We start from the raw sequence: 23,537 nt of genomic DNA, 5'->3' as shown, positions 1-23,537 counted from the left end.
TTTACTATTGAAGGTTAAATAAAAAAGTGGTACACACAAAAATGGGAAAGTATGCCTTAAAATGATCTGTTTGACGAAACAGTTGACGCAGGCCGGATCTGTTACTGTTTGACATTATTACAGGGAACTATTAGAATTGAAAAATATTGATTTATTTGTATTTATAGAAGTTTTTCAGAGAAATAGTATACAGCAGACCTAACAGCGGAAAAGACAGTGGGCTGGCAGCTGCCGGGGAGACACGGAATAAGTTTAAAGCCTTTAAAAAGAGAATAATACAGCATAAAAACGGACATACCGTCTTTTGACGATACGTCCGTCCTGGATCAAAGTCTGTCAGCAATCATAACAAGCTCTTAATTATGAACTCATCATTGTGCACCTTAAACTCTTAAGTTTGGGAGAGGCACAGACCGGATTTGAACCGGTGATCAGGGTGTTGCAGACCCACGCCTTACCGCTTGGCTACTGCGCCTTAGCTAATCGCTGTACTTTATATACTACTCAATCAGCTTTTAGATTATACCAAAAAAATCTCAAACCGTCAAGAGATCAAGCGAACTTTATGAGCGGATGGGGGAGAGGTCGCTTTTGTGTAACGGGACTTCTGCCGGCCCCGTTTCCAGACATCCCCATATCCGGTTCTCACGGCGCCCCCTTCATCAGACCCGTCCCCTTTCACCCCCAAGAATATTTCTCTTGAATTCAATATAAGTTGCTATAAAGTAGATCATATAGATCCCCCCAAAGAGCAGCAGTGATAATCCAAAATAAGACCACACCGGCGCCACCACTCCTGAATATGTGACGAATGCATGGCTGATATAGCCTGCGATCCCTCCGCTGATCAGAAGTGCACCGATAAAGGGGCAGAGGTAGTACAGGAACAGCTGTTTCAGGATGAGGCTGTTCAGTTCTTTTTCCTGCAGGCCCAGTTTTCGCAGCAGGTTATAACGGTAGCGGTATTTACTTGAATCGCTTAGCTGCTGCACTGCCAGTACGGTGAGCGCTACGCACAGGAAGACGAGTCCTATATAAAAGAGCGGGAAAATGAGGGTGGACATGAGGAATTTCATTTCCCGCATTTCGTTCTGCCGTACAAAGGTGTAGCTGTCGGAGACATAGATGTTGTCGGTTCCGTATCCTCTGTGTGCATCGGCATCGCCGTATCCTTCATACTCGTATTCTTCTTCATTCCATGTGATCCCCTGGATGCTCAGGAGGGTGTCTCCGAAGTCCTTGGGAACGGTGCCGTTTATCTGGGCCATCAGAAGCGAATAATACGGCTTCATGGATTCGGCGGTCTGATCCGGTACGATGAGGATGTAGTCAGCCCCGTTGTGCCCGCTCTGCTCGAAGCCTTCTGTGTATATGCCGGAGCAGGTGTACGGGTCGCCGCCTATATCGATTGGATGTTCCGTGAAGGGGGCGGCCGTCTTGGCCAGGCGGGACTTGATGTGGAGCAGATATTCCTTTTCCCCCAGAGATACTTCCGGGTACCCCAGCATTCTGCGCAGATAATTGTAATCGGATAGCTTCATATAGGTGTCATATTTGTAGTAAGAGCTTTTATCTGCCAGGGAATAATTATGAATCAGGAAATTGTTCATGTCATCGGATTCATTTTCAAATATCTGGTAAATATATGCGTCTTTTATTTCCGCCGCTTTTTGTATGGCCTCCTTTTCTCCTGTGAAATCGTAGTCCGGATCCTGATGGTATACGGCAATGTCGAAGGGCCATTTCTCGTCAGACTGTGTGTTCTGGAACTGGTTCAGCATGAGGGCGCAGGAGGCTCCTATTAAAGCGACCATAAAGAGGACCGTCAGTGTGCCAAGCGTGAACTGCATGGTCCGGATCTTGGAGGAAAGCTGGCGCAGCACGAAGATATTGGCCTGGTTCCAGACGCCGGCCCGGCCTTTTTTGATGTAGCCGATGAGGAAAGCGGAGAGCCCCATATAGAGCAGATAAACGGATACCACCAGCCCCAGGATCATGGGATACACGTTCCAATCGTTAAAGCGGCCGAAGAGCAGCATCCAGCCGAAAATGAGCATGAAAGCCACAGAGGCGAAGAACATCCACTGTTTGCCGGATTTGTTGCCGTTCTTTAATTCTTCGTTCTGATGATCCATATACATCATATCCCTGATGTTCATTTTCTTAAACCTGCGTTTATTCCTGAAAAGGGCCAGCAGATAGGATCCGCAGTAGATCCCCGCCGTCATCAGCAGGGTACCTATTTTCCATTCAAGCCGGATGCTGTAGTCTGCATTTACCATGGCATATATCAGGGTGGTGAGGATCTGCTGAAGAAATACTCCGGGGAGCAGGCCGATGACAAATGCCACCCCTCCAAGCAGGATCGTCTCTTTTAAGAAAAGGTTGGCAATCTGCTTTTTGCAAAAGCCCAGAAGGAGATAGGTGGCAAACTCCCGGCTTCGTTTTTCTGCCATGAATTTAACCATATAGTGCACAAGCCAGATAATGATCAGTACGATGAAGAAGGTTGCCATTCCAAGCATGGCCGCCAGCATTCCTGCTTCCGTGCAGATTTCCAGGACGGCATCGGAGAAGATCATAGAATTGAAGGCGAACATCATGGCGGTGATCAAGACCATTGTCATGAGATAAATGAGATAGTCCCTGAGAGAGCGCCTGGCATTGCGCAGGGCCAGCTTAGTCAGCATACCCGTCACCTCCAGTCAGGGAGAGAACGTCCAGGATTTCATTTAGAAATTCTTTCCTTGTCCCCGGGCCCCGGCGCAGCTCATGGAAGATCTGCCCGTCCTTCAGAAAAAGGATGCGGCTGCAGTAACTCGCGGAGAAAGCGTCATGAGTTACCATGAGGATGGTTGCATTGAGCGCGCTGTTCATATAGGAAAATGTTTCGAGCAGCATCCGGGAGGATTTGGAATCCAGGGCCCCGGTCGGCTCATCGGCAAATACGATTTTGGGATGGTTAATGAGAGCCCTTGCACAGGCGCAGCGCTGTTTTTGGCCGCCGGAGACCTGATAAGGGAATTTGTCACGGATAGACCAGATATCCAGCCTCTCCATGATATCTTTTGTCTGCTTTTCAATCTCCCGTTTTCCTTTTTTGGTAAGCGACATGGCAAGAGCGATGTTTTCTTTCAGAGTAAGCGTATCCAGAAGATTGTAGTCCTGGAACACAAAGCCGAGATTGTTTTTGCGGAAGTCCGCCATCTGATCCTCGTTCATGTTTGTAATGTCGTCCCGGCCATACCAGATATGCCCGGAGGTTACGGTGTCTACTGTTGCGAGCAGGTTTAAGAGCGTCGTCTTTCCGCTGCCGCTGGCCCCCATGATTGCGGTAAATTCCCCCTGGTCAATGGTAAAGCTTATGCGGTCAATTGCTTTGGTCAGATTGTTTTTGTTTCCATAATATTTTTCCACATCTTCTATATGGAGCAGTTCCTTCATGAAATCGATACCTTCCTTTCCCGTTACTTCTTGACGGGCGGCTTATCAACCCTTTTATTCCGCGGGTTGTGGATTGCGGGCCGCCTCTGGATATCAATATTGTAACGGAAAATGTGATCAGGTTGTATCAAATCAGCTTTCAGTAACCTTACAAAATTGAAAGATTGTTACTTTATTGGTTCGGATGCCTTGCGGCAAGGTGCACGGCCCTGTGAACAGCAGAGAAAGGGTTCTCTTTTAATCTCTCCCAAAATGGCTGCCGCCATCGGGAAATATCAGCAGGATACGGGTATAGGTTCCGTATTCTGACTGTGCATCCAGGGTGATTCCAAGTTTTCGGCTTAATTTCCTGCAGAGATAGAGACCGATTCCTGTAGACTGCCGGTTTTGCCGTCCATTGCTGCCGGTAAATCCTTTGTCGAAGATACGGCCTAGTTCTTCTGGGCGTATGCCGATTCCGTTGTCCTCAATGGATAGAATTGTTTTCCGCTCCTGTTTTTGTGTACGGATGGTGATAAGGCAGCCGTCTTCTTTTTTATACTTGACGGCATTGATGATGATCTGGCCGATGATGAACTCCAGCCATTTATCGTCGCAGTATACATTTTCACTGCCGGCCTGCATATTTATGGAAACGCCGTTCTGGATCAGATATGGCTGGAGGCGGCGGATTGCGGTATAAACGGGGTTCTTCAGCGGAAATTTCCGTATCATGTAATCCTGGCAGACTGTGTCTGACCGGGCATAGTAAAGGGCCTTGTCCACATCGTTTTCCAGCTCGCCCAGATGGGATTTCAGGCGTCGGGTATCCTCGGGGCTCCAGGAATGTGGTTCCCTGCGGTTGTCACAGATCAGATTCATGGCTGTGAGAGGAAGCTTGACTTCATGAATCCAGTTTTCTATGAATTCCTTATATTCGGTCCGCTCATTTTCCAGATGGTGTATGGCGTCGATGATGGATTTATTGGATTGTTTCAGCAGTCTTCGATAGAGCCTGTCTTCCAGCCGCCAGGATTCCGGCATGATCTCTGAGATCAGATAAGGCTTGTCCAGTCCATTGAGTATATGAAATATTTCACGGAAATAACGGTTTCTTCTGTACCAGGACACAAAAAACCAGACTGCCAGCAGGAAGAACCAGAGGAGATAAAGTAAAATCATCTGATTGTTCTTCAGGCCGCAGATGCCCAAATAAACATAACTCAACAGCATACAAAGTAAATGAAAGAGCAGAAGCAGGATCTTGTCCTTCATGAATTCTAAAAAGTTCATAGCTGATATCCCTGCCCTCTCCTGGTTACGATCAGATTTTCCAGGCCGATTTCTTTCATTTTACCGCGTATGCGGGTGATATTAACGCTTAAAGTATTGTCATCAATAAAAATCTGGTTTTCCCAGAGATCGTCGATCAATTCCTCCCGGGAAATGATTTGCCCTGCCCGTGAAAACAGGTTGCAGCAGATGCGCAGTTCGTTCCGGGTCAGCTGTTCGGATCTGCCTTCATATGTAAGGGTGCCCTGCAGCATATCCAGTTCGCAGCCTTTCCAGGTAAACCTGCAGGGATTCTCCGGTGCTTTGTTGTGCCCCGTCCGCTTCAGGACCGCTGCGATCCGGGCGAGCAGAATGGGCGCCTGGTAAGGCTTTGTTACATAATCGTCACCGCCCATCATCATGCCGTTAAGCTCATCCATGGAATTGCTGCGGCTGGTTACGAAAATGATGGGCACATCCGTCTTTTTTCGGATATCCCGGCAGACCTTCAGGCCGTCGGTTTCCGGTAGCTGGATGTCCAGAAGGATCAGGTCCGGGGCAGTTTCATCCACAAGGCGGGGGATATCAGAGAAATCCTCCGCAGCTTCTGCCTGGTACAAAGCATTTTCCAGCATCAGTTTCAGTTCCAGGCGAATATCTTTCTCGTCTTCCACAATTAAAATGCGGTACAAATAGCAGCCCTCCTGACAGCATTATCTGAATCTAATTCCAGTCTTTTGAAATGCAAATCCATTTCTTGGAATGGGAATGTTTCTCGAGCTCGTCAAGTGTCAGCTCGATTGCACTGTTTCCGCTTCCGGCAGCGGGGTATACAGTCGAGAACCGTTTTAAAGATTCGTCCAGATAGACCCCCACACCATCATTCACAACAAAAGGACAGACACCGCCCGGCGCATGGCCTGTCAGCACTTCAACCTGATCATGCGGGATCATGCGGGCCTTTTCGTGGAACTCTGCTTTAAACTTCTTGTTGTCTGTCCGCGCATCTCCGGCCATTACTATTAGAATTGGACCGTCTGCCGTCAGAAAAGACATGGTTTTGGCGATGCGTGCAGGTTCGCAGCCAACAGCACGGGCAGCTTCCTCCACAGTAGCGCTGGATGCCTCCGGCTCCAGGATTCTGTCCTCCAGGCCGTACCCGGCAAAATATGCTTTGACCTTTTCAATTGACATGATTATCTCCCTCTTTTCTAAAAAATACTTCTGTAATATAGAGTATAACTAATTTAATAGAATGTCAATTTTAGGATTTAGACTGTGGGCTGAAAGTTCATGATTGACGAAATATTGGCTATAAGCTATTATGTCAATAGACATAAGCAAAGAGGGTAAATTTTATATAAAGGAGAATAATTTAGCGTGAAGAATTTGAAGGAAAAAGGGTATTTTGCGGAAAGGCTGTATCAGCTGCGCTATCTTGTGGCGGCCGTTATCCTGTTATGCTCTGTCTTGTTTGAAATTAGCGGGTCTTCCATTGGGTTCTGGTCCGTTCTTCTCGACGGCACATATGAAAGCAGTGCCCAGGATAACAGTGGTGATCTGCTGGGAACCAGCAGGAGCATCAGAACGGATGAATGGGCGGTGAGTACGCCCATGGCTTTTTCGCAGGAATATAACCATACGGGAAAATACCCGTATTTTTCAGAAACAATCAGGGGAGACAGTACGGATGCATTTATTGTATACGGGCAGCCGGTAAAGTCATGGGAGGTCATTTTCCGCCCGTTCCAAATCGGTTATCTTTTTCTGGGACCTTCGCGGGGGCTGGCATTTTTCTGGTGTGCCCGGATGCTGGCGCTGTTTTTGGTATCTCTGGAATTTGGAATGTATTTGACAAAAAAGAAAAAACTACTGTCTTTGACATATGTGCTGTTAGTGTGCTGTTCTCCGGTTGTTGCCTGGTGGTTTGCAATTAACGGTCTGGTGGAGATGCTGGTGTTTGGCCAGTTGGCCGTTCTTATGTTTGTGCGGTGGATGCATACAGAATTCCTGTGGAAGAAACTGTTGCTGTCGGCGGGGATTGCATGGTGTGGGATAGCATATATTCTGGTATTTTATCCCTCCTGGCAGATTCCGCTTGGATATGCTTACCTTTTTCTGTTGATAGGCATTATTCTGCGGGAGCGGAGGAACGTAACATGGAAAAAGGGTTCTGTTATTTTGAGTGCGGTAGTTCTTCTTATGCTGATGACTGGAGCGCTGGGGGCCATTTTCCTGAAGTCTGCAGACACCATTGAGCTGGTATTAAACACATCTTATCCTGGCAGCAGATCCTTTGTGGGGGGAGCTTCGCTTCTAAGAATGTTCAGCTGGGCAGGAGGTTTGTTTTTTCCGTATATTGATCCAGGTCTTGGGATATCTAACGTTTGTGAAGAAGCGCAGTTTTTCTCTTTCTTCCCCTTAGGTATAATTTTAGGGATAATCCAGATTGTTAGGAGTAAAAAGAAGGATCCGCTGTTAATCACGATGACGGCGGGAACTTGTTTTCTTGCCTTGTACTGCGCGTTTCCATGGCCCTCTCTGCTTGCCAAAGCCACACTTCTGAGTATGTGCCAGGGAAGAAGGGTGCTGGTCGGAGTCGGATTTCTCAGTATTGTGCTGCTCGTCTATCTTATCTCGGAAAGTATTGTGAATTATAAGAGCAAAACTGCCGTCACTATTTCTTCTGTAATTGGAGCAGGACTTGCGGGAATCTGTTTTATATATTACACGCAGTTTATGGGAAAGAAGAAGGCACTGGTACTGCTTGCAGTCATCGCTGCTGGGGCAGTCCTCATTTTTGCGGCGATGAAGTGGAAAAGATATGCAGGCCTGGCCTGTTATGCACTGATGATCTCCTTAGTCTGTGGGATAGCGGTAAATCCAGTACATCAGGGGGCAGATTCTATCTATTCCAGTAAACTGACCATGGCCATAAAGGAACAAACAGAAGCGGATCAGGGCAAAGGTTTGTGGATGGTGGAAGGCCTGGGCTTCCCATATCTGAACCTGCCCATAACTGTGGGAGCGCCAACGATCAATACGACAAATGTATATCCGGATCTGGAGCGCTGGGAGCAGTTTGACACTGAAAAAAAAGATTTCAGCAAGTATAATCGTTACGCACATATTATCATAAATATTGTGGATGAGACCTCACAGGAGCCGGTATTTTTCAACCCGTATGATGATCAGTTGGTTGTAAATCTACAACCTGATCAACTGAAGGTACTTCAAGTAAAGCACATTATGACGGATAAAGATTTAAGTGGGTTGAGTTCAGAAGAAATCCAGTTTAATGAGACGGAAAAAATCGGAAGGTATTATCTGTATCAGGTAGAGTATTGACATTGGTTGATATTAAAAAAGAGGCCGCAAAGGGGTCTGACCCCTTTGCGGCTGTTTTTCAGAATTGTTTATCAATTTGTTTAAACCCATTCAGCTGGGTTTTCTTGTTTTATCCCGTCCTCGTCCTCGTTTCTATTTAACGTAAGGTCATACCGGTGCTGACATGCGATCAGTCGTATTTCGAAGTTCTGCCGCTCCTGATGCACGATCGAGGATAGAATCAGTCCGGCAAAGAACGCTATGATTGCGGTCAGGTAAACGAAGCCGCAGACGATCAGTGTCGGGAAGTTGGGCACCAGGCCGGTGTGCGCATAGGTTACGATGACCGGAATGATGAAAATAGTGCTGATAACCGCCAGAAGAAGTGCGAAGGCGGAGAAGAATCCCAGCGGTTTGTAGCTTCTGTAAAGTCTTGCGATTGTACGGAGAACCTTCATTCCGTCACTGTAAGTGTTCAGCTTGGACTCGCTGCCTTCGGGGCGGTCTCTGTATTCGATAACGACATTTTCTACGCGCATATTTTTATCGACGGCGTGGATGCTCATCTCAGTTTCGATCTCAAATCCTTTTGAGAGTACCGGAAATGTTTTTACAAAATTGTAACTGAAAGCGCGGTATCCGGTCATAATATCCTTGATATCATTTTTAAAGAGCAAATTGATTGCTTTTCGGACAAGAGAATTGCCGAAATTATGAAACGGACGTTTGTTTTCTGTGAAATAGGTGGAGGAGAGTCTGTCGCCAACTACCATATCGGCATTGCGGTTAAGAACCTTGTCCACCATGTCCCGTCCGAATTCTGCCGGATATGTGTCGTCACCGTCTACCATTAAATATGCTTCTGCGTCAATTTCACGAAACATGCGGCGGATAACATTTCCTTTCCCCTGCTGGTATTCATGGCGGACAACGGCGCCGGCTTTTTCTGCCAGTATGGCGGTGTCATCTGAAGAATTGTTATCATATACGTATATGGTTGCCTCGGGAAGGGCTTCTTTCCAGTCGGTAACTACCTTGGTGACGGTCTTACCTTCATTATAGCACGGAATTAATACTGCGATTTTATCCATAATATGTTAATCCCCCTAATTCATTTGTAAAATCACTGATTTTATACTACACTATTGATTTATCATATGCAAGGACAAATCTTAAACTTAATCCTGTATCATTTAATGTAAGGAAGTAATACGTGAGTATAAAAGATAAAATAACCAGAGCAGTTGAAAAAAATGCCCCGCACTTTTATAATGAGTAGGTGGCAAAAGGAGTAAAAAGAGGTCAGTAGAAATTTATGAAGTTTTATTACCGGGAAGAGAATCAGTCTATTGAAATTATCAGATGTTTTGGGTGCGACGGGAAAGTAGTTCTGCCGGAGTGTATTGACGGTTTGCCTGTGGAAAAGGTGGCTGCTTATACATTTTCTGACCGCAGGGACAGTGAAGATCGGGAATACCTGGTCTATGAGACGGAAGATCATGCCCTTTTTAAGGGAGAAGAGGAGCTTCTTGCAGGGGGGAATGTGGAAGAAATCATTTTTCCGGATACGGTGCGGGAAATCGGTAATTATATATTTTATGGCTGCAAAAAATTGCGAAAGCTGGAATTCTCCGATGCGCTGGTACGGATCGGCGGCGGCGCTTTTACCGGCTGCGGGGGACTGGCCTTCTTAAAGGTGCATATGAAGAGCGGCAGGCAGTCCTGCGTGAAGGAAATCTTAGGAGAACTGTGGCAGCGGATTGATGTTACGTTCTGCTATGAGCAGGAAGGCAGAAAAGCGGTTCTTGTGTTCCCGGAACATTATGAGGAAGCGGTAGAGAATACGCCGGCACGGATATTATTTACACAGCATCATGGTTCCGGAAATAATTACAGACAGTGTTTTTATAATAAAGTAGTGGATTACCGCAAATATGACAGTCTTTTTTCGGTTGCCGCGGCACGGGATAAAGCAGATGTTCTGGCAGATATGGCATTGTGGCGGCTGGCCTGTCCATATGATCTGTCTGACAATCATAAGCGTTCCTATGAAAATATGATAAGAGACAGGTATCAGGAAGTTGTGCCGTATCTTATAAAAGAAGAACATTTTGATCAAATCAAATTATTTACGGCGCATGCGCTGTGGGATGCGGGGATGTTGGAGTTTGCGCTGGAGACAGCAGCAAAAATGGGCAGGACAGAGATCCTTAGCTATTTGATGAATGAGAAGCAGAAATTTTTCCCAACGGTTAGAAAAGAGTTTAGGCTTTGACGGGAGGGATACGATATAATAAGACTTTGCAGTGCGCAGGAGAAAGGAGGGAACCGGCGGTGATCGAATTAGACAGTGAGCAGAAAAAGGAGATAGCAGTGCGCCTGGAGGCGGTGGGGAATAAGATTCTATTTGCGGCGCGGGATGAACTTTATTTGGGAATGCGTTTTCTGGATGTAGCGCTGAGCAGTTTCTTATATCAGATGGATATTACTGTAAATCCTTTTGGGACAGACGGGAGTTCCATATATTTTCATCCCCAGTATCTGGGGGGGATGTACAGAGAAAACAGGATTCTGGTAAACAGGGGGTATCTGCACATGGTATTCCACTGCATTTTCCGGCACATGGTCAAACGGGAACTGGATGACAGGTACTGGGACCTGAGCTGTGACATTGCGGTTGAACATATGATAGACGGGAACCAGCACCGTTGTGTCCGGTTTTCGAGGAGCCTTCTTAGAAGAGAGACTTACCGCAGGCTGGAGGCGGAGCGGAAAGTACTTAATGCGGAGCGGGTCTATGCGCTGCTGATGGGCTGGAATTTGGAAGAGAAGGAACTGGCGCGTTTGGAGCAGGAGTTTTATGTGGACGACCACAAATATTGGGAAAATAAATACCCACAGCAGAAGCCGGATCCAAACCTGCAGCAGAAATGGCAGGATATGAATGAGCGCATGGAAACGGATCTGGAGACATTTTCAAAAGAATCATCCGAACAGGCGGGGGATTTGCTGGATCAGATAAAAATTGAGAACAGAGACCGGTATAATTATAAAGAGTTTTTGAGAAAATTTGCGGTACTTCGGGAAGAAATCGGCGTGGATGCAGACAGTTTCGATTATTCTTTTTACAGTTACGGGCTGCGGCTTTATGGGAATATGCCTTTGATTGAGCCGCAGGAGACAAAGGAAGTAAAGAAGATTTCGGAATTTGCGGTGGTGATCGATACCTCGATGTCCTGTTCAGGAAGCCTGGTAAGAAGGTTTTTGGAAGAGACGTATTCGGTGCTGAGTGAAGAGGAAAGTTTCTTTAAAAAAGTAAATATTCATATCATACAATGTGATGAGAAGGTGCATTCGGATCAATGTATTACCAATGCAGAAGAGCTGGCAAAATATATGGAACAGCTGACTCTGTACGGGGAAGGCGGGACGGATTACCGGCCGGCTTTTGCCTATGTGGATGCGCTGGCGGAGAAAGGGAGCTTTGAAGATCTGCGGGGGATTCTGTATTTTACGGATGGGTATGGCATATATCCCCGGAAAATGCCTGCTTATAAGACGGCATTTGTTTTTATGCAGGATGATTACTGTGATACGGATGTACCGCCGTGGGCGATCAAACTGACATTGGGCCAGGAAGATCTGGAAGAGACAATATAGTTACTATTTATAAGCTGGAGGACAGGGAAAGCCATGGATATAAAAAGGGCAAAACAGGAAATTAAAGATTCCATAGAAGCATATCTGGCGAAGGATGAGTTCGGCGAATACAGGATTCCCGCCATCCGCCAGAGGCCGGTTCTGCTGATGGGGCCGCCCGGAATCGGGAAGACGCAGATTATGGAACAGATTGCGAAGGAATGTCAGATTGGGCTGGTGGCCTATACCATCACCCATCATACGAGGCAGAGTGCGGTTGGGCTGCCGTTTATTAAGGAGAAGGTGTATGGCGGGAGGAATTACTCTGTAACCGAGTATACGATGAGTGAGATCATCGCGTCGGTATATGAGAAAATTGAGCAGACCGGGATTGCAGAGGGGATTCTTTTTATCGATGAGATCAATTGTGTATCGGAAACACTGGCGCCGACTATGCTTCAGTTTCTGCAGGGCAAGACCTTTGGGAACCAGAAGGTGCCGGAGGGCTGGATTATCGTGGCTGCGGGAAACCCGCCGGAGTATAACAAGTCTGTCCGGGAATTTGATGTCGTGACGCTGGACCGGATCAAGAAGATTGATGTGGAAGAAAACTTCGATGTCTGGAAGGAATATGCATACAGGCAGGGGATTCACCCGGCTGTGATTTCCTATCTGGAACTCAGAAAAGAGAACTTTTACCGGATCGAGACAACGGTGGATGGCAGATACTTTGCAACGGCCCGGGGCTGGGAAGATCTTTCCCAGTTGATCCAGGTTTATGAAAGTCTGCATAAAACGGTGGACAGGGACGTGGTGTACCAGTATATCCAGCACCGCACGATTTCCAAGGATTTCGCAAATTATCTCGAGCTCTATTATAAGTACAAACAGGATTATGGCGTAGAGGATATTCTGAAAGGAAATTGGAGTACGGCAACCCTGCAGAAGGTAAAGGCGGCTCCGTTTGATGAGCATCTGAGTATCGTCAGCCTGCTGAACGGTAAACTCTGCGCGTTATTTACCGAATGTTATATGACGGATGCCTACGTGACAAAACTTTATGAGTATCTGATCTACTACAGGGAGAACCAGGTCACTTCCATGGTAGAGGATATCTGGCATCTGGCGGAAAAAGATCTGGAACAACAGATGCGTTCAGAACTGCTGACCCGCCGGGATGAATTGGTATTAAAACGAGTCATTGCGGCGCTTGAGAGATTTGCTATAAGTATCAAAGGCGAACTATTTATCGGGGACGGTGTGTTCGATGAGGTCAAGGCACTTTTTGAAAAAGAAGTGGATAAGCGGGAAGACGAAATAGACCATACAGCCCGGACACTTCAGTATGTATTCGATTTTTTGGAAGATGCATTTGGACAAAGCCAGGAGATGGTCGCGTTTATAACGGAACTGAATGCAAACTATTATAGTGTCTGGTTTATCAAAGAGAATGGAAGCGACAGTTACTACCGGTATAATAAGGGGCTGCTGTTTGACGAACGGCATCAGGATATTATACGCCAGATGGACGGCGTGGAAGGAATGCTGTAAAGGGGTCAGACCCCTTTACGTTCCGTTTTCAGAATAGTTTAACAATTTGAGAAGGAGATGAAGTATGATTAAAGTTATTGCATCGGATATGGACGGTACGCTGTTGAATGATGACCACCGGCTGGCGCCGGAGACACTGGAGGCGGTACGCCGGGCGTGTGATGCGGGCATACGATTTATGCTTGCAACCGGGAGAAACTTCCGGGGAGCCATGGAAGTTATAAAAGACGCAGACCTGTACTGTGATTACATAGTGGGGAGTGGAGCTGAAGTGCGCAATCCGGAAAAACAGGTCGTGTTTACGGCGCCGATTGATCTGGATTTGTGTGCGGAAATCTATGAAACGCTGCAAAAATATCCGGTATCTCTTGTTTTCTCTACAGATGATTACGATTACAGGATTGGAAGTGAAGAGGAAATAGAGGAGAGTTTTATCCGGCAGCTTAAGGTGTTTCATCTGGATAAAGACATCGATGAAGTACAAGCTAAAAAGGAACCTTTATATGAGCAGATTAAAAAAATGACAAAGAAGATTTCTGATTTTGAAGAACTAAGGGAAGCAGGAGTGCCGGTATATAAAATTTTCCTGTTTTCCGGTGATATTCCTATGTTGAAAAGGATATGGGCGGAACTGGAACAGAACGAAGATATCGCAGTAGCGTCTTCTTTCGAAACAAATCTGGAGATTACGGATGTGAAGGCGCAGAAAGGCCCCGTGCTCAAACAGTATATTGAGTCACTGGGATATAAGATGGAGGAAGTGATGGTGCTGGGAGACAGCATGAATGATTATTCCATGTTGTCCATGGATTTTGGGGCTGTTGTGGCTATGGAAAATGCCGTGCCTGAGGTAAAGGCCGTGGCCGGATATGTGACAAAATCGAATGAAGACCTGGGAGCTGCGCATGCTATCTATAAAGTTCTGGAGCAGTACGGGGCAGGGAACTGAAACATTATACAGTTCCCTGCTTCTGTATATCTAACATGATGGTGACAAGAAAACAGCCTCCCTTATCCACACTTTGAATATCTCCGTTGTATTTATTCACAATGGTTCTGATAATCTGGAGTCCAAGCCCATGCCCGTCCCCTTTTGCAGAAATAAAATCTAATTGTTTCGGGTGCTCCAAAGGTGATTTAGAATTCTTAACATCCACAATCCAAAAATTTGCCCGTTCCTGCATACAGATATTCAACAGGCGTTTGTCCTGCGGTACCCGGAGGCAGGCTTCGATTCCGTTGTCTATGAGATTCACCAGCAGACCGGTGATTTCTACGGACTGCAGCGAACACTCCGGCGGAATATAAACATGCCAGTTTGTGGAAATATGGTTCTGGAGGCAATACTGGTATTTGGCATTCAGCATCGTATTGATCACGGGCTGTGGTGTAAAGGGCTTTAGTTCTTGAGCAGACAGCGTACTATCTTCTAATGGCGGATTTTCGACCATAACCATCATATCTTCCCACTGTTTTCTGAATGTTTGGGCACCTTCCAGCGTCTGAAGGGCTCTGTGCCTTTTGTATTCCAGATATGCGCCAAAGCAGACTACGACACAGGCAACCGCAAACAGGATGAAAAACCAGTAAAAGGCCGTCCATTCGTACACGGTGTACCGATGATCCATAAAAGGAAAGAATATTTCCCACAATATAAAGAATCCAAGGAAAGAAAGAATAAGAAGCGGAATGATTTTTCGTAAAATCCCGCTTTTTGCATCCGCAGAAGAAGCTTCCTTCCCGAAGGAGGTCAGGATACTGTCAAATAACTGCAGAAGAGACTGCTTGTACTTTTGCTCTTCCAGTTCCAGATGGCTTTGCGACAAATTCCCCAGCACCTGCAGATGATTGGCAAGATCGTGGCGGAGCTGATGGACGGCATCCTTCTGAATTTGAATATTCTGATAAAAAGAATATTCCTCCTGTAGGATCCGTTCATAATGCTTCCGCAGCTGGAAAGCCTGCTTTTGCCGGTACCAGACAAACACAACCAGAAAAATAAATAGTATTGTTCCGGAAGCGATCGTACTGGCCAGTACGGTTAAGCTTCCATTGGTAAGACGCATAAACAGCCCCATCGCCAGATCGAGCAGCAATACCGCCGCGAACAGGAACTTCATGACAGTGTAGGGGACGCGGTCGAAAAGCTTCAGCCGCAGGATTCCGAATACGCATAAGAATGCAATACAAGACAGCAATGTCGGAAACAAAGTATTCTCCAGGAACGCCATACCCTGGAGAAAATACCGCCAGTTGCCGAGCACAAGTCCCTCGATGGTTGTGAAACCGGAAAAAATGCAGTTGAACAGAATGAAATGTACCATATATTTTACGAAATAATACATTCCCCGTCCGGTAAAGAGATAGCAGACTGCCAACTGGAACAGGAAACGGAAAAGCTCGCTGACAGCGGCAATCTGCCAGTCACCATGGTAAGTGGTTGGGATAGAGACACTTGCGGGCAGGAAAAATGCAGCTGTAAACGCCAGTGCAAACGAAAGGCGCCGCTCGACATCCGGGCTTATTAAATAGATTATCAGGGAAGTTACCAGGGTCAGCCTGATGATATTATAAAGAACCATAACATTTTCCTTTTACGAGGCAATCGTTTTATGTATCATAATCTTCCGTACTAAAAAAGCGTAGAAATTCTTCTCTTGACTTCTTATATCTGGAACGGCTTACCGGTATCTCGGCCTGATTGAGCAGAATCATCTTCTGCGCCGTAAAATTCTGGATATAATTCATATTGACCACATAGCTTTTATGGCAGGATAAAAAACAGCCGGGGAGTTTTTCCTTCAGCTCATTCAGTTTCATATAAACCGTGAATTTTTCTTCCGATGTATATACATGCAGCCGGCGCTTTTCGCTTTCTATGTAACAGATCTCGCTGCTTTTTAGTGTGAAGATTCTGCCGTTGCTCTGCAGAACAACCGGCGTATCCTGGCAGCAGTCCATAAACGCAAGGGCCCGTTCTATTGCCGCCGTAAGCTTGTCCGTATCGACAGGTTTCACAAGAAAATAGGCGGGACGTATGGTAAAGATATCTCTGGCATAATCCAGATATCCGGTGATCAATACAATCGCAATCCAGGGATAACGGGTCTGGATGTCAGAAGCCAGACTGATCCCATTTTCAGCTCCAAATTGAATATCCATAAATATAATATCCGGCAGAGAAGCGGAAGTTTCTAAATATAAACGCAGGTCACCGGGAGCAAGAAACGTTTTGATATCCCAGTTTTTAGGAAGAATATGGGACAGACGCAAGCTAAGATCCTCCAGGATGCTCTTATCGTCGTCGCAGATCAGCAGTGTTTTCAATGGCATCACCTCCCCTGTCTCAATATACTTATTTTACCATACCGCGCAGTTAGAAGGAATGGATAAAAGCTATTTTTGTGATTTTTGCAAATTCATATTTTTTTAGAATGTTTTTAAGGCAGAGATATGATACAATAATCAGGATTAGAACGCTATGAGACCGGAAGAAGAGATGGGAAGAGGAGAAACACGCGATGAGTAAGAAAAAAAGGCATAAAAAGGAAAGCTCTGTTGGAGAAGTTATATCTACCGCCATATTGATTATTGCAATATGCGTATTTGTTTTTTGCGCGTATCAGCTTACCATAATGCTGGTACCTTATTATTCAGGCGGAAAAGAATATGACGATGTGAAGAAACTGGCGCTTACGGTTGATAAGAATGAGGAAGAGGACGGAGAACCGGGCTATACTGTGGATTTTGATGCATTATTGAAAGAAAATCCGGATACCGTAGCATGGATTAGGTTCGATGAGCCCTCAGTAATTAGTTACCCTGTTGTAAAAAGTGCAGATAACAACGAGTATCTGACAAAAACATTTACAGCTAATGACAACAAGCTGGGTGCAATTTTTATGGACATGCGTAACGCCACGAACCTCAGCGACAGAAACACATTTATATACGGACACAACCTGAAGGTGGGCGGAGAGATGTTCTCCCAGCTGAGCGAGTACGCCAGTGAGGAATTCTGCAAGGAACATCCGTACTTCTACATCTATACCCCGGAAGGAGAGTTCAAGTATCAGGTATTCTCCGCAGGAACAGTGAAAGATACGGCAGAAAATTACAATTTGACTTACCTGAATGACGAGGAATTCTCCAGCTATCTCCAGATTTGCAAAGAGTCTTCTAACTACCAGGTGGATGTAGAGGTGAATGGCCAGTCCAGGATCGTCAGCTTGTCAACATGCACCAACGTAAACGATGATGAGCGCTTCCTGCTCCAGGGAGTTCTTGTGGAGGAGTAAAGGGGTCTGACCCCTTTGCAGCTCGTTTTCAGAATATTCAGAATATATGATGGATAAGGAGGATGAATGTGGCAGAAATATTTGATATCGGTGATATAATTCGTATGAAAAAGCCCCATCCCTGCGGAAGCCATGAGTGGGAGGTGCTGCGTGTGGGCGCGGACTTCCGGCTGAAATGTGCGGGATGCGGCCATCAGATCATGGTTCCACGTAAGCTTGTGGAAAAAAATACAAAAGAAATTCGCAAAAAGTCTTGAACCGGACAAGTTCTTATGGTATGATAATTACTCGTGACGTACCCGTAGGATTCTATATCCACGGACATCAAATTTCCTTGTTCCCGGGTGATCCGGGGGCCAGAGACCATAAGGAGGTGCAAGAGACATGAACAAGTATGAGTTAGCTGTTGTTGTCAGTGCAAAAATCGAAGACGACGTTAGAGCAGAAGTTGTTGAAAAAGTGAAAGCATTAGTTTCACGTTTCGGCGGCAATGTGACTGACGTTGATGAATGGGGTAAGAGAAGATTTGCTTACGAAATTCAGAAGATGAAAGAAGGATATTACTACTTCATCCACTTCGAGTCTGACAGTACTGTTCCTGCAGAAGTGGAACAACGTATCCGCATCATGGACAATGTACTCAGATATTTATGCGTTAGACAGGAAGCATAGAGAAAGAGGTATATATGAATAAGGTAGTTTTAGTAGGACGTCTCACAAGAGACCCGGAAGTTAGATATTCACAGGGTGATAGTGCAACTGCAGTTGCTAGATATACATTGGCTGTTGACCGCAGATTCAAGAGGGACAACGAACCTACAGCGGATTTTATTCCGTGTGTTGTATTCGGGCGTTCCGGTGAGTTCGCGGAGAAGTATTTCCGCCAGGGAATGCGTGTTTCCATTTCCGGACGTATTCAGACCGGAAGTTACACGAACAAGGACGGCGTGAAAGTATACACAACAGAGGTAATTGTAGAGGATCAGGAATTTGCTGAGAGCAGAGCGGAGAGTGAAGCCAACAGAGGCTCTTCTTTCCATCAGGCGGCTCCAAGTCCTTCACCAAGTGTTGATGCAGGCGACGGATTCATGAACATCCCGGACGGGATCGACGAAGAATTACCGTTTAATTAAGACACGGTTGTGAAATCTTTCTATTAATATAGGAGGTAAAAAGACATGGCTTACGAAAAAGGCGGCAGACCAGAAGGCGGCTTCAAAAGAAGAGGACCGGCCCGCAGAAGAAAAAAAGTATGCGTATTCTGTGGTAAAGAGAATAACGAGATCGATTATAAAGACGTAGCAAAGTTAAAGAAATACATCTCTGAGAGAGGCAAGATTCTTCCGAGAAGAATTACAGGAAACTGTGCAAAGCATCAGAGAGCTCTTACCGTAGCAATCAAGAGAGCTAGACACATTGCTTTAATGCCATACGTACAGGATTAATAAGAGTTGACAGACCGTCACTGCGAGAGCAGGGGCGGTCTTTTTGTGTTACACGAAGGGCGCTTCGTGCACTGGCAACTGAAGATAAATCAATCACAGGCCTTCTGCCGGATATTATTTTGATAATGTTGATATAAAAGAAAAAATGTCTACTTCTGGAAATTAACTAAAAGATGTAAATTGAGAAAAAACAGGGTAGAATATACAATTTTTTTAAGGAATAAATGGACATTATAGTCATATTAAACAAAGGAGGCGGAGGGAATGGGAACGATGGTAACAAGAAATCTGGAACCAGAACAGGCAAAAGAGAAGATAACATTTAAGACGTATATTTCATATGCGCTGGGAGATACAGGGGATAATATTATGTTTTCTACAGTATCTTCTTTACTTGTTTTGTTTTACACAGACTATATCGGCTTATCACCGGCTTCTGTGGCACTTGTCATGCTGATTTCCAGGGTGTTGGACGGAGTATCTGATTTTATAGCCGGCCTGGTCATGCAGAAGACAAAATCAAAATGGGGGACGGTGCGTCCATGGATATTATGGATCAGTGTTCCGTTTTCGGTTGCCTGTGTGGCATGTTTTACGGTGCCGCAGGGGTCGGAGACAATGAAAATATGTTACATTTTTATTGCATACAATTTTGCAAACACGGTATGCTATACGATCAGTAATCTGGCTCAGGCAACCTTGTGTTCTTTTATGTCAAGAGATACAAAAGAACGTGAAAAATTGGGGGTATGGCGTCTTGGTCTGGCTCCGGTAGGCCACATCATATCTTCAGGCCTTTCACTTCCATTAGTGAAACTGTTAGGAAATGACCAGAAGGCATGGGTAAAAGTCATGACAATCTGGGCAGTCTATGCATTGGCAGTGCATTTGATCTGTTTCGTAAACTGTAAGGAAACCGTTCATATTGCAGCTAGAAAACAGGGGAGCAGCATACCGCTGCAAAAGCAGCTGAAGGCACTCTTTTCAAATCAGTACTGGTGGTGGGCAATTTGTTTTTGGGTATTCTGGGCGACTACGTTCGGAGTAAACGGTACCACGATGTCTTATTATACAAAGTATGTGCTGAACAGCGATACAATGTACAGCTCTCTATTTATTATTGAAAAAATATTCTGGGGAATATCAATCTTAATGATGCTTGTAATAAGAAAAACAGGAATAAAAAGAGTGACCCTGCTGGTTATGGGAAGCGGGCTGGTAATTCTGGGACACCTGCTGCTGCTGGCGGCGCCCTATAGTATCCCGGTAAACTATGCGGTGGTGGTGATCCGCGGGCTTGGACAGGGCCCATCGTCAGCGTTCTTCAATGGTATGGTGGCCGATGTGATTGAGTTCGGACAGTGGAAGACACATCAGAGGCAGGAAACACTGGTCTTTTCGGCTAGCTCTGTGGGACAGAAAGTAGGAGGCGGGATTATCCTCTCACTGATTACGGCGATTATTGGAGCGTTTGGATTTGTCTCATCCACTACAGGGGGAGCGGTGCAGCCGGACCGGGCAATCCAAGCAATCAAAACACTTTACATCTGGGCGCCGATTGTTATGTATGGTCTGTTGGGAATTATATCTTCGTTTAACAGGCTGGATGCGAAATTACCGGAGATTATGAAAGAATTATCCAGACGGGAAGCTCGGGGCGAGCTGTAAAGCCTTTTAGATTATTACGATTTGTGTATGTATATTCACATTGATTTATCTATTGGTTATTAATGAAAATCCTATTTTTATGTATTGAAATCTGTTCCTTTCGGCAGAGACTTGGTATAATAATCTTATGATAAATATCACAAGATGAAAGGAGTGTTTCCATGGGGATCGATGTAAAATCAATTATTGTGGATGCAATGTTGCAGTTATGTGAAGAGAAGCATTTGAAGAAAATCACAATAGGCGATATCCAGGCTAAATCGGGTATCAGCAGGCAGACCTTTTATAATCATTTTAAGGACAAACTGGACCTAATCCAGTACATTTATGAACATCGCATCATTGCCGACTGGAAGAGAGAAAATCTTCACGAACTGAACTATTATAATGCGACAGTAAATGCGTTCAAAAATGATTTGAAATACCGCAAGTTTTTAAGACAGGCGTGCGAGATTACCGGTACGAATTGTCTTGTGGATTTTATGTACAAACACAGCCAGACGTATGACCGGGACTGGCATCAGTCCCACAATGCGGGGATCCCTCTCACAAAGGAACAGAAATTTTCTTCAGATTATCATTCGGTTGCCGGGATTTATATGAGAATCCATTGGATTCTGGGGGAAATTGATATGACACCGGAGGAGCTGGCAAAAAACATTCTGCGATCCAGGCTTATGTCCCTGAATTCGGTTATATTTGAGCCGATACAATCAGGAGAAGAGTCCGGAAGTCCGTATGTAGATGCCGCTAAGAAAATGGATTTTCACTTTTAAAGTCGTGAGGAAGAATACAATATAGGATTATTTTTAAAAATGAGAGCCCCTTTTTTAGGGACTCTCATTTTCTAGTGTGCCAAGCATGGCACTAATCTAGCTGGTGCAAGTCCAGTCGCGGGTATTTACCGCCAAGCGTAGCGAACCACAAGTTGGTATCAGTAATGGTATGGATGAAGGAAGTGGTGTAGCAAAGTTCTTGAGCCCACGTACAGAAACTTGATAAGGCGATGAGGTGGGTAAGGTTGCTAGACAAACCAAAGCCCTAATGGTAAACGTATAACCGAAATTGTAAATCAAGAGGTTGTGGAACGAAAGATTAGTGTCTTACCTTGGGAGACCCTACCCACATGTCAGAAGATATGGTCGAAAAAGGTTTAGGGAGGGAGTCAGATGATGTCAAAGTAGGTGTAACAACCGAAGGACTGAAACGATTTATAGTACAAATCGTTATTAAGAGAATAATGCATTAGCCAGAATTCAGATGGATGGAAAAAGTAGGAACGTAACCGAGAAATACTGTCTATATCGAGAGGGGTGATGTGCATAAATTTAGTGATAATCAGAGGAGTAACGACAATGGAATTAATAGATGTGATTACATCAAAGGAAAATCTAAACAGAGCCTATAAGAAAGTAGTGGCGAATAAAGGTGCAGGTGGAGTTGACGGAATGGAAGTCGAAGAACTAGGTACATATATCAAGGGAAACAAAGATGAAATAGTCCAATCAATCAGAAACCGAACCTATATGCCAAAGTCAGTACGTAGAGTTTATATTCCAAAAGATAATGGAAAGCAAAGACCACTAGGAATACCAACGGTCTTGGACAGAGTGATACAACAAGCTATTGCTCACCCCATTATAGAAATATATGAGGAAATATTCAGTGACTTTAGCTATGGCTTCAGACCACAAAGAAGTTGTCATGATGCCATACAACAAGCATTGGAGTATCTGAACGAGGGATATGAATGGGTAATAGATATTGATATAGAGCAATTCTTTGATAAAGTAAATCATGATAAGTTAATTCAGATTCTTAGAGAACAAGTAAATGACAGTACCACATTAAACCTAATTCGGAAATACTTGAAAGCGGGAGTGATGGAAAACGGACTGGAACAAGCAACTATGACAGGGGTACCGCAAGGCGGCCCGTTGTCTGTTGTGCTATCTAATGTGTATCTTGATAAGTTAGATAAAGAGTTGGAACAGAGAGGACTTCGTTTTACAAGGTATGCCGATGATACAATGATTTTTACCAAAAGCGAGATGGCAGCAAACAGAGTGATGAAGTCTATTACAGATTGGATAGAAAGAAAACTGTTCCTCAAAGTAAATGCTACAAAAACAAAAGTAGTCAGACCGACACGAAGCAAATATCTTGGATTCACATTTCTGAAAAATGGTGGTGAATGGAAAGTAAAACCAACCACAGAAAAGAAAAAGAAGTTAAAACAGAAATTAAGTGAATACCTCAAAAGAAATAAAGCAATTGCCCGACCACTTGCAGTAACAATTAAACGGGTGAATGAGATTGTGAAAGGATGGATTAACTACTTTAGAATCGGAATGATGAAACAGTTTATGGAAGAGTTTGGACAATGGTTAAGGCATAAAATAAGGATAATCGTTATAAAACAATGGAAAATCCCAAAGACCATTTATAAAAATCTATGTTACATGAATAGAAAATATAAATGTGGTTTTGACCATGAATCAATCTTTAAAGTAGCAAATTCAAGACTTGGGTGGTACAGACAAAGTGGAATGAATGTAGTTAATTTTATAATCAGTCCAATGGTGCTTGAAACAAAAATAAAGGACGGAGCTGGTTTGCTCAATCCTTTAAATTATTATCTAAGATAGGTTGGAATATAAGTTGTAGAGCCGTATACGAGACCCGTACGTGCGGTTCAATGAGAGGGAGATAACTTCTGCAGTCATCTCTCTACTCTATTGCCGAGAAATATTCCTGACAGAGGGAGGAAATTTCTGCTTTTCAATTTACATAATTAAAAAATGTCAATATATGGACAGTTAAATGCAGGAATCTACATCTCGACAAGTAAAAAGTATCGTAAATTGTAAGGCCTTCGGACGTAGTTTAAGATACATATATAAGAAAAAAACGA

The 23,537-nt window shown here is 44.7% G+C and carries 21 protein-coding genes and 1 tRNA gene; 13 read left to right on the top strand and 9 right to left on the bottom strand.

All coding sequences use genetic code 11. The features are described 5' to 3' along the window. Positions 1–404: 404 nt before the first annotated feature. The 6 genes from ARB69_RS08625 to ARB69_RS08600 all read right to left on the bottom strand — a co-directional run bounded on the left by ARB69_RS08625 (position 405) and on the right by ARB69_RS08600 (position 5,889). Positions 405–475 (bottom strand) — tRNA-Cys (locus ARB69_RS08625). A 187-nt stretch (positions 476–662) separates the two neighbouring features. Next, positions 663–2,690, bottom strand: a complete 2,028-nt coding sequence (locus ARB69_RS08620) for an FtsX-like permease family protein (protein WP_055152632.1) — start codon at positions 2,688–2,690, stop codon at positions 663–665. Then, positions 2,680–3,444 carry an ABC transporter ATP-binding protein gene (locus tag ARB69_RS08615; protein WP_055152630.1) on the bottom strand — a complete coding sequence of 255 codons (765 nt, stop codon included), beginning with the start codon at positions 3,442–3,444 and terminating at the stop codon, positions 2,680–2,682. The genes ARB69_RS08620 and ARB69_RS08615 overlap by 11 nt, the downstream gene beginning before the upstream one ends. 237 nt (positions 3,445–3,681) lie before the next feature. Beyond that, positions 3,682–4,716: a sensor histidine kinase gene (locus ARB69_RS08610; RefSeq protein ID WP_055152628.1), complete on the bottom strand. Its 1,035-nt coding sequence runs from the start codon at positions 4,714–4,716 to the stop codon at positions 3,682–3,684. Next, the gene (locus tag ARB69_RS08605) at positions 4,713–5,387 is read right to left on the bottom strand and encodes a response regulator transcription factor (protein ID WP_083487053.1); all 675 of its coding nucleotides are present in this window, start codon (positions 5,385–5,387) and stop codon (positions 4,713–4,715) included. Before ARB69_RS08605 ends, ARB69_RS08610 begins: the two co-directional genes overlap by 4 nt. 31 nt (positions 5,388–5,418) lie before the next feature. Further along, positions 5,419–5,889, bottom strand: coding sequence for a YbaK/EbsC family protein (locus ARB69_RS08600; protein WP_050640784.1), 471 nt, complete (start codon positions 5,887–5,889; stop codon positions 5,419–5,421). Positions 5,890–6,075: 186 nt separating this feature from the next. On the opposite strand from ARB69_RS08600, the gene ARB69_RS08595 reads away from it, so the two are divergent. Beyond that, positions 6,076–8,043 (top strand): DUF7657 domain-containing protein, encoded by a 1,968-nt coding sequence (locus tag ARB69_RS08595; RefSeq protein ID WP_050640783.1) that lies wholly within the window; start codon positions 6,076–6,078, stop codon positions 8,041–8,043. A gap of 80 nt (positions 8,044–8,123) precedes the next feature. On the opposite strand, the gene ARB69_RS08590 is transcribed toward ARB69_RS08595, so the two are convergent. After that, positions 8,124–9,113 carry a glycosyltransferase family 2 protein gene (locus ARB69_RS08590; protein ID WP_055152626.1) on the bottom strand — a complete coding sequence of 330 codons (990 nt, stop codon included), beginning with the start codon at positions 9,111–9,113 and terminating at the stop codon, positions 8,124–8,126. Positions 9,114–9,337: 224 nt separating this feature from the next. On the opposite strand from ARB69_RS08590, the gene ARB69_RS08585 reads away from it, so the two are divergent. From ARB69_RS08585 to ARB69_RS08570, 4 genes are all read left to right on the top strand, one after another. After that, positions 9,338–10,297, top strand: coding sequence for a leucine-rich repeat protein (locus tag ARB69_RS08585; protein WP_055152624.1), 960 nt, complete (start codon positions 9,338–9,340; stop codon positions 10,295–10,297). Positions 10,298–10,359: 62 nt separating this feature from the next. After that, positions 10,360–11,682, top strand: a complete 1,323-nt coding sequence (locus ARB69_RS08580) for a VWA-like domain-containing protein (RefSeq protein WP_055152700.1) — start codon at positions 10,360–10,362, stop codon at positions 11,680–11,682. A 33-nt stretch (positions 11,683–11,715) separates the two neighbouring features. Next, positions 11,716–13,212, top strand: coding sequence for an AAA family ATPase (locus tag ARB69_RS08575; protein WP_055152622.1), 1,497 nt, complete (start codon positions 11,716–11,718; stop codon positions 13,210–13,212). Positions 13,213–13,276: 64 nt separating this feature from the next. Then, positions 13,277–14,161, top strand: coding sequence for a Cof-type HAD-IIB family hydrolase (locus ARB69_RS08570; RefSeq protein WP_055152620.1), 885 nt, complete (start codon positions 13,277–13,279; stop codon positions 14,159–14,161). Between the two features lie 4 nt (positions 14,162–14,165). Here ARB69_RS08570 and ARB69_RS08565 read toward each other — a convergent pair whose 3' ends face one another. Together ARB69_RS08565 and ARB69_RS08560 are read right to left on the bottom strand one after the other, a co-directional pair. Then, positions 14,166–15,794 (bottom strand): ATP-binding protein, encoded by a 1,629-nt coding sequence (locus tag ARB69_RS08565; protein WP_055152618.1) that lies wholly within the window; start codon positions 15,792–15,794, stop codon positions 14,166–14,168. 28 nt (positions 15,795–15,822) lie between these two features. Further along, complete coding sequence (locus ARB69_RS08560; protein ID WP_082202950.1) at positions 15,823–16,545, bottom strand: LytR/AlgR family response regulator transcription factor; 723 nt, start codon at positions 16,543–16,545, stop codon at positions 15,823–15,825. 188 nt (positions 16,546–16,733) lie between these two features. Here ARB69_RS08560 and srtB point away from each other — a divergent pair, with 188 nt between their 5' ends. The 8 genes from srtB (at position 16,734) to ltrA (ending at position 23,271) form a co-directional block, all read left to right on the top strand. Further along, positions 16,734–17,510, top strand: coding sequence for a class B sortase (srtB, locus tag ARB69_RS08555; protein ID WP_055152616.1), 777 nt, complete (start codon positions 16,734–16,736; stop codon positions 17,508–17,510). Positions 17,511–17,578: 68 nt separating this feature from the next. Continuing rightward, a complete protein-coding gene (locus ARB69_RS08550) occupies positions 17,579–17,767 on the top strand; it encodes a DUF951 domain-containing protein (RefSeq protein ID WP_055152698.1) in 189 nt (62 codons plus the stop codon). A 127-nt stretch (positions 17,768–17,894) separates the two neighbouring features. After that, on the top strand, positions 17,895–18,182 hold the full coding sequence (gene rpsF / locus ARB69_RS08545; protein ID WP_055152614.1) for a 30S ribosomal protein S6: 288 nt from the start codon (positions 17,895–17,897) through the stop codon (positions 18,180–18,182). A gap of 14 nt (positions 18,183–18,196) precedes the next feature. Continuing rightward, positions 18,197–18,643, top strand: coding sequence for a single-stranded DNA-binding protein (locus ARB69_RS08540; protein ID WP_050640774.1), 447 nt, complete (start codon positions 18,197–18,199; stop codon positions 18,641–18,643). Positions 18,644–18,688: 45 nt separating this feature from the next. Further along, positions 18,689–18,955, top strand: coding sequence for a 30S ribosomal protein S18 (rpsR, locus tag ARB69_RS08535; protein ID WP_025655760.1), 267 nt, complete (start codon positions 18,689–18,691; stop codon positions 18,953–18,955). A 264-nt stretch (positions 18,956–19,219) separates the two neighbouring features. Further along, the gene (locus tag ARB69_RS08530) at positions 19,220–20,623 is read left to right on the top strand and encodes an MFS transporter (RefSeq protein WP_055152612.1); all 1,404 of its coding nucleotides are present in this window, start codon (positions 19,220–19,222) and stop codon (positions 20,621–20,623) included. A 161-nt stretch (positions 20,624–20,784) separates the two neighbouring features. Continuing rightward, positions 20,785–21,399, top strand: coding sequence for a TetR/AcrR family transcriptional regulator C-terminal domain-containing protein (locus ARB69_RS08525; RefSeq protein WP_050640772.1), 615 nt, complete (start codon positions 20,785–20,787; stop codon positions 21,397–21,399). Positions 21,400–21,978: 579 nt separating this feature from the next. Beyond that, entirely contained in the window at positions 21,979–23,271 is a 1,293-nt protein-coding gene (gene ltrA, locus ARB69_RS08520) for a group II intron reverse transcriptase/maturase (RefSeq protein ID WP_055152610.1), read from the top strand. Positions 23,272–23,537: the final 266 nt, after the last annotated feature.

This window comes from Faecalicatena contorta, assembly GCF_001404335.1.
Lineage (GTDB): Bacteria > Bacillota > Clostridia > Lachnospirales > Lachnospiraceae > Faecalicatena > Faecalicatena contortus_B.
This window is presented reverse-complemented; position numbering and strand designations above follow the sequence as displayed.

Coding starts and splice junctions, on each gene's coding strand:
- ARB69_RS08525 (WP_050640772.1), top strand. CDS start 20,785: ATGGGGATCGATGTAAAATCAATTATTGTGGATGCAATGTTGCAGTTA.
- ARB69_RS08540 (WP_050640774.1), top strand. CDS start 18,197: ATGAATAAGGTAGTTTTAGTAGGACGTCTCACAAGAGACCCGGAAGTT.
- ARB69_RS08585 (WP_055152624.1), top strand. CDS start 9,338: ATGAAGTTTTATTACCGGGAAGAGAATCAGTCTATTGAAATTATCAGA.
- ARB69_RS08565 (WP_055152618.1), bottom strand. CDS start 15,794: ATGGTTCTTTATAATATCATCAGGCTGACCCTGGTAACTTCCCTGATA.
- ARB69_RS08610 (WP_055152628.1), bottom strand. CDS start 4,716: ATGAACTTTTTAGAATTCATGAAGGACAAGATCCTGCTTCTGCTCTTT.
- ARB69_RS08560 (WP_082202950.1), bottom strand. CDS start 16,545: ATGCCATTGAAAACACTGCTGATCTGCGACGACGATAAGAGCATCCTG.
- ARB69_RS08575 (WP_055152622.1), top strand. CDS start 11,716: ATGGATATAAAAAGGGCAAAACAGGAAATTAAAGATTCCATAGAAGCA.
- srtB (WP_055152616.1), top strand. CDS start 16,734: ATGAGTAAGAAAAAAAGGCATAAAAAGGAAAGCTCTGTTGGAGAAGTT.
- ARB69_RS08530 (WP_055152612.1), top strand. CDS start 19,220: ATGGGAACGATGGTAACAAGAAATCTGGAACCAGAACAGGCAAAAGAG.
- ARB69_RS08600 (WP_050640784.1), bottom strand. CDS start 5,889: ATGTCAATTGAAAAGGTCAAAGCATATTTTGCCGGGTACGGCCTGGAG.
- ltrA (WP_055152610.1), top strand. CDS start 21,979: ATGGAATTAATAGATGTGATTACATCAAAGGAAAATCTAAACAGAGCC.
- ARB69_RS08570 (WP_055152620.1), top strand. CDS start 13,277: ATGATTAAAGTTATTGCATCGGATATGGACGGTACGCTGTTGAATGAT.
- ARB69_RS08620 (WP_055152632.1), bottom strand. CDS start 2,690: ATGCTGACTAAGCTGGCCCTGCGCAATGCCAGGCGCTCTCTCAGGGAC.
- ARB69_RS08590 (WP_055152626.1), bottom strand. CDS start 9,113: ATGGATAAAATCGCAGTATTAATTCCGTGCTATAATGAAGGTAAGACC.
- rpsR (WP_025655760.1), top strand. CDS start 18,689: ATGGCTTACGAAAAAGGCGGCAGACCAGAAGGCGGCTTCAAAAGAAGA.
- rpsF (WP_055152614.1), top strand. CDS start 17,895: ATGAACAAGTATGAGTTAGCTGTTGTTGTCAGTGCAAAAATCGAAGAC.
- ARB69_RS08615 (WP_055152630.1), bottom strand. CDS start 3,444: ATGAAGGAACTGCTCCATATAGAAGATGTGGAAAAATATTATGGAAAC.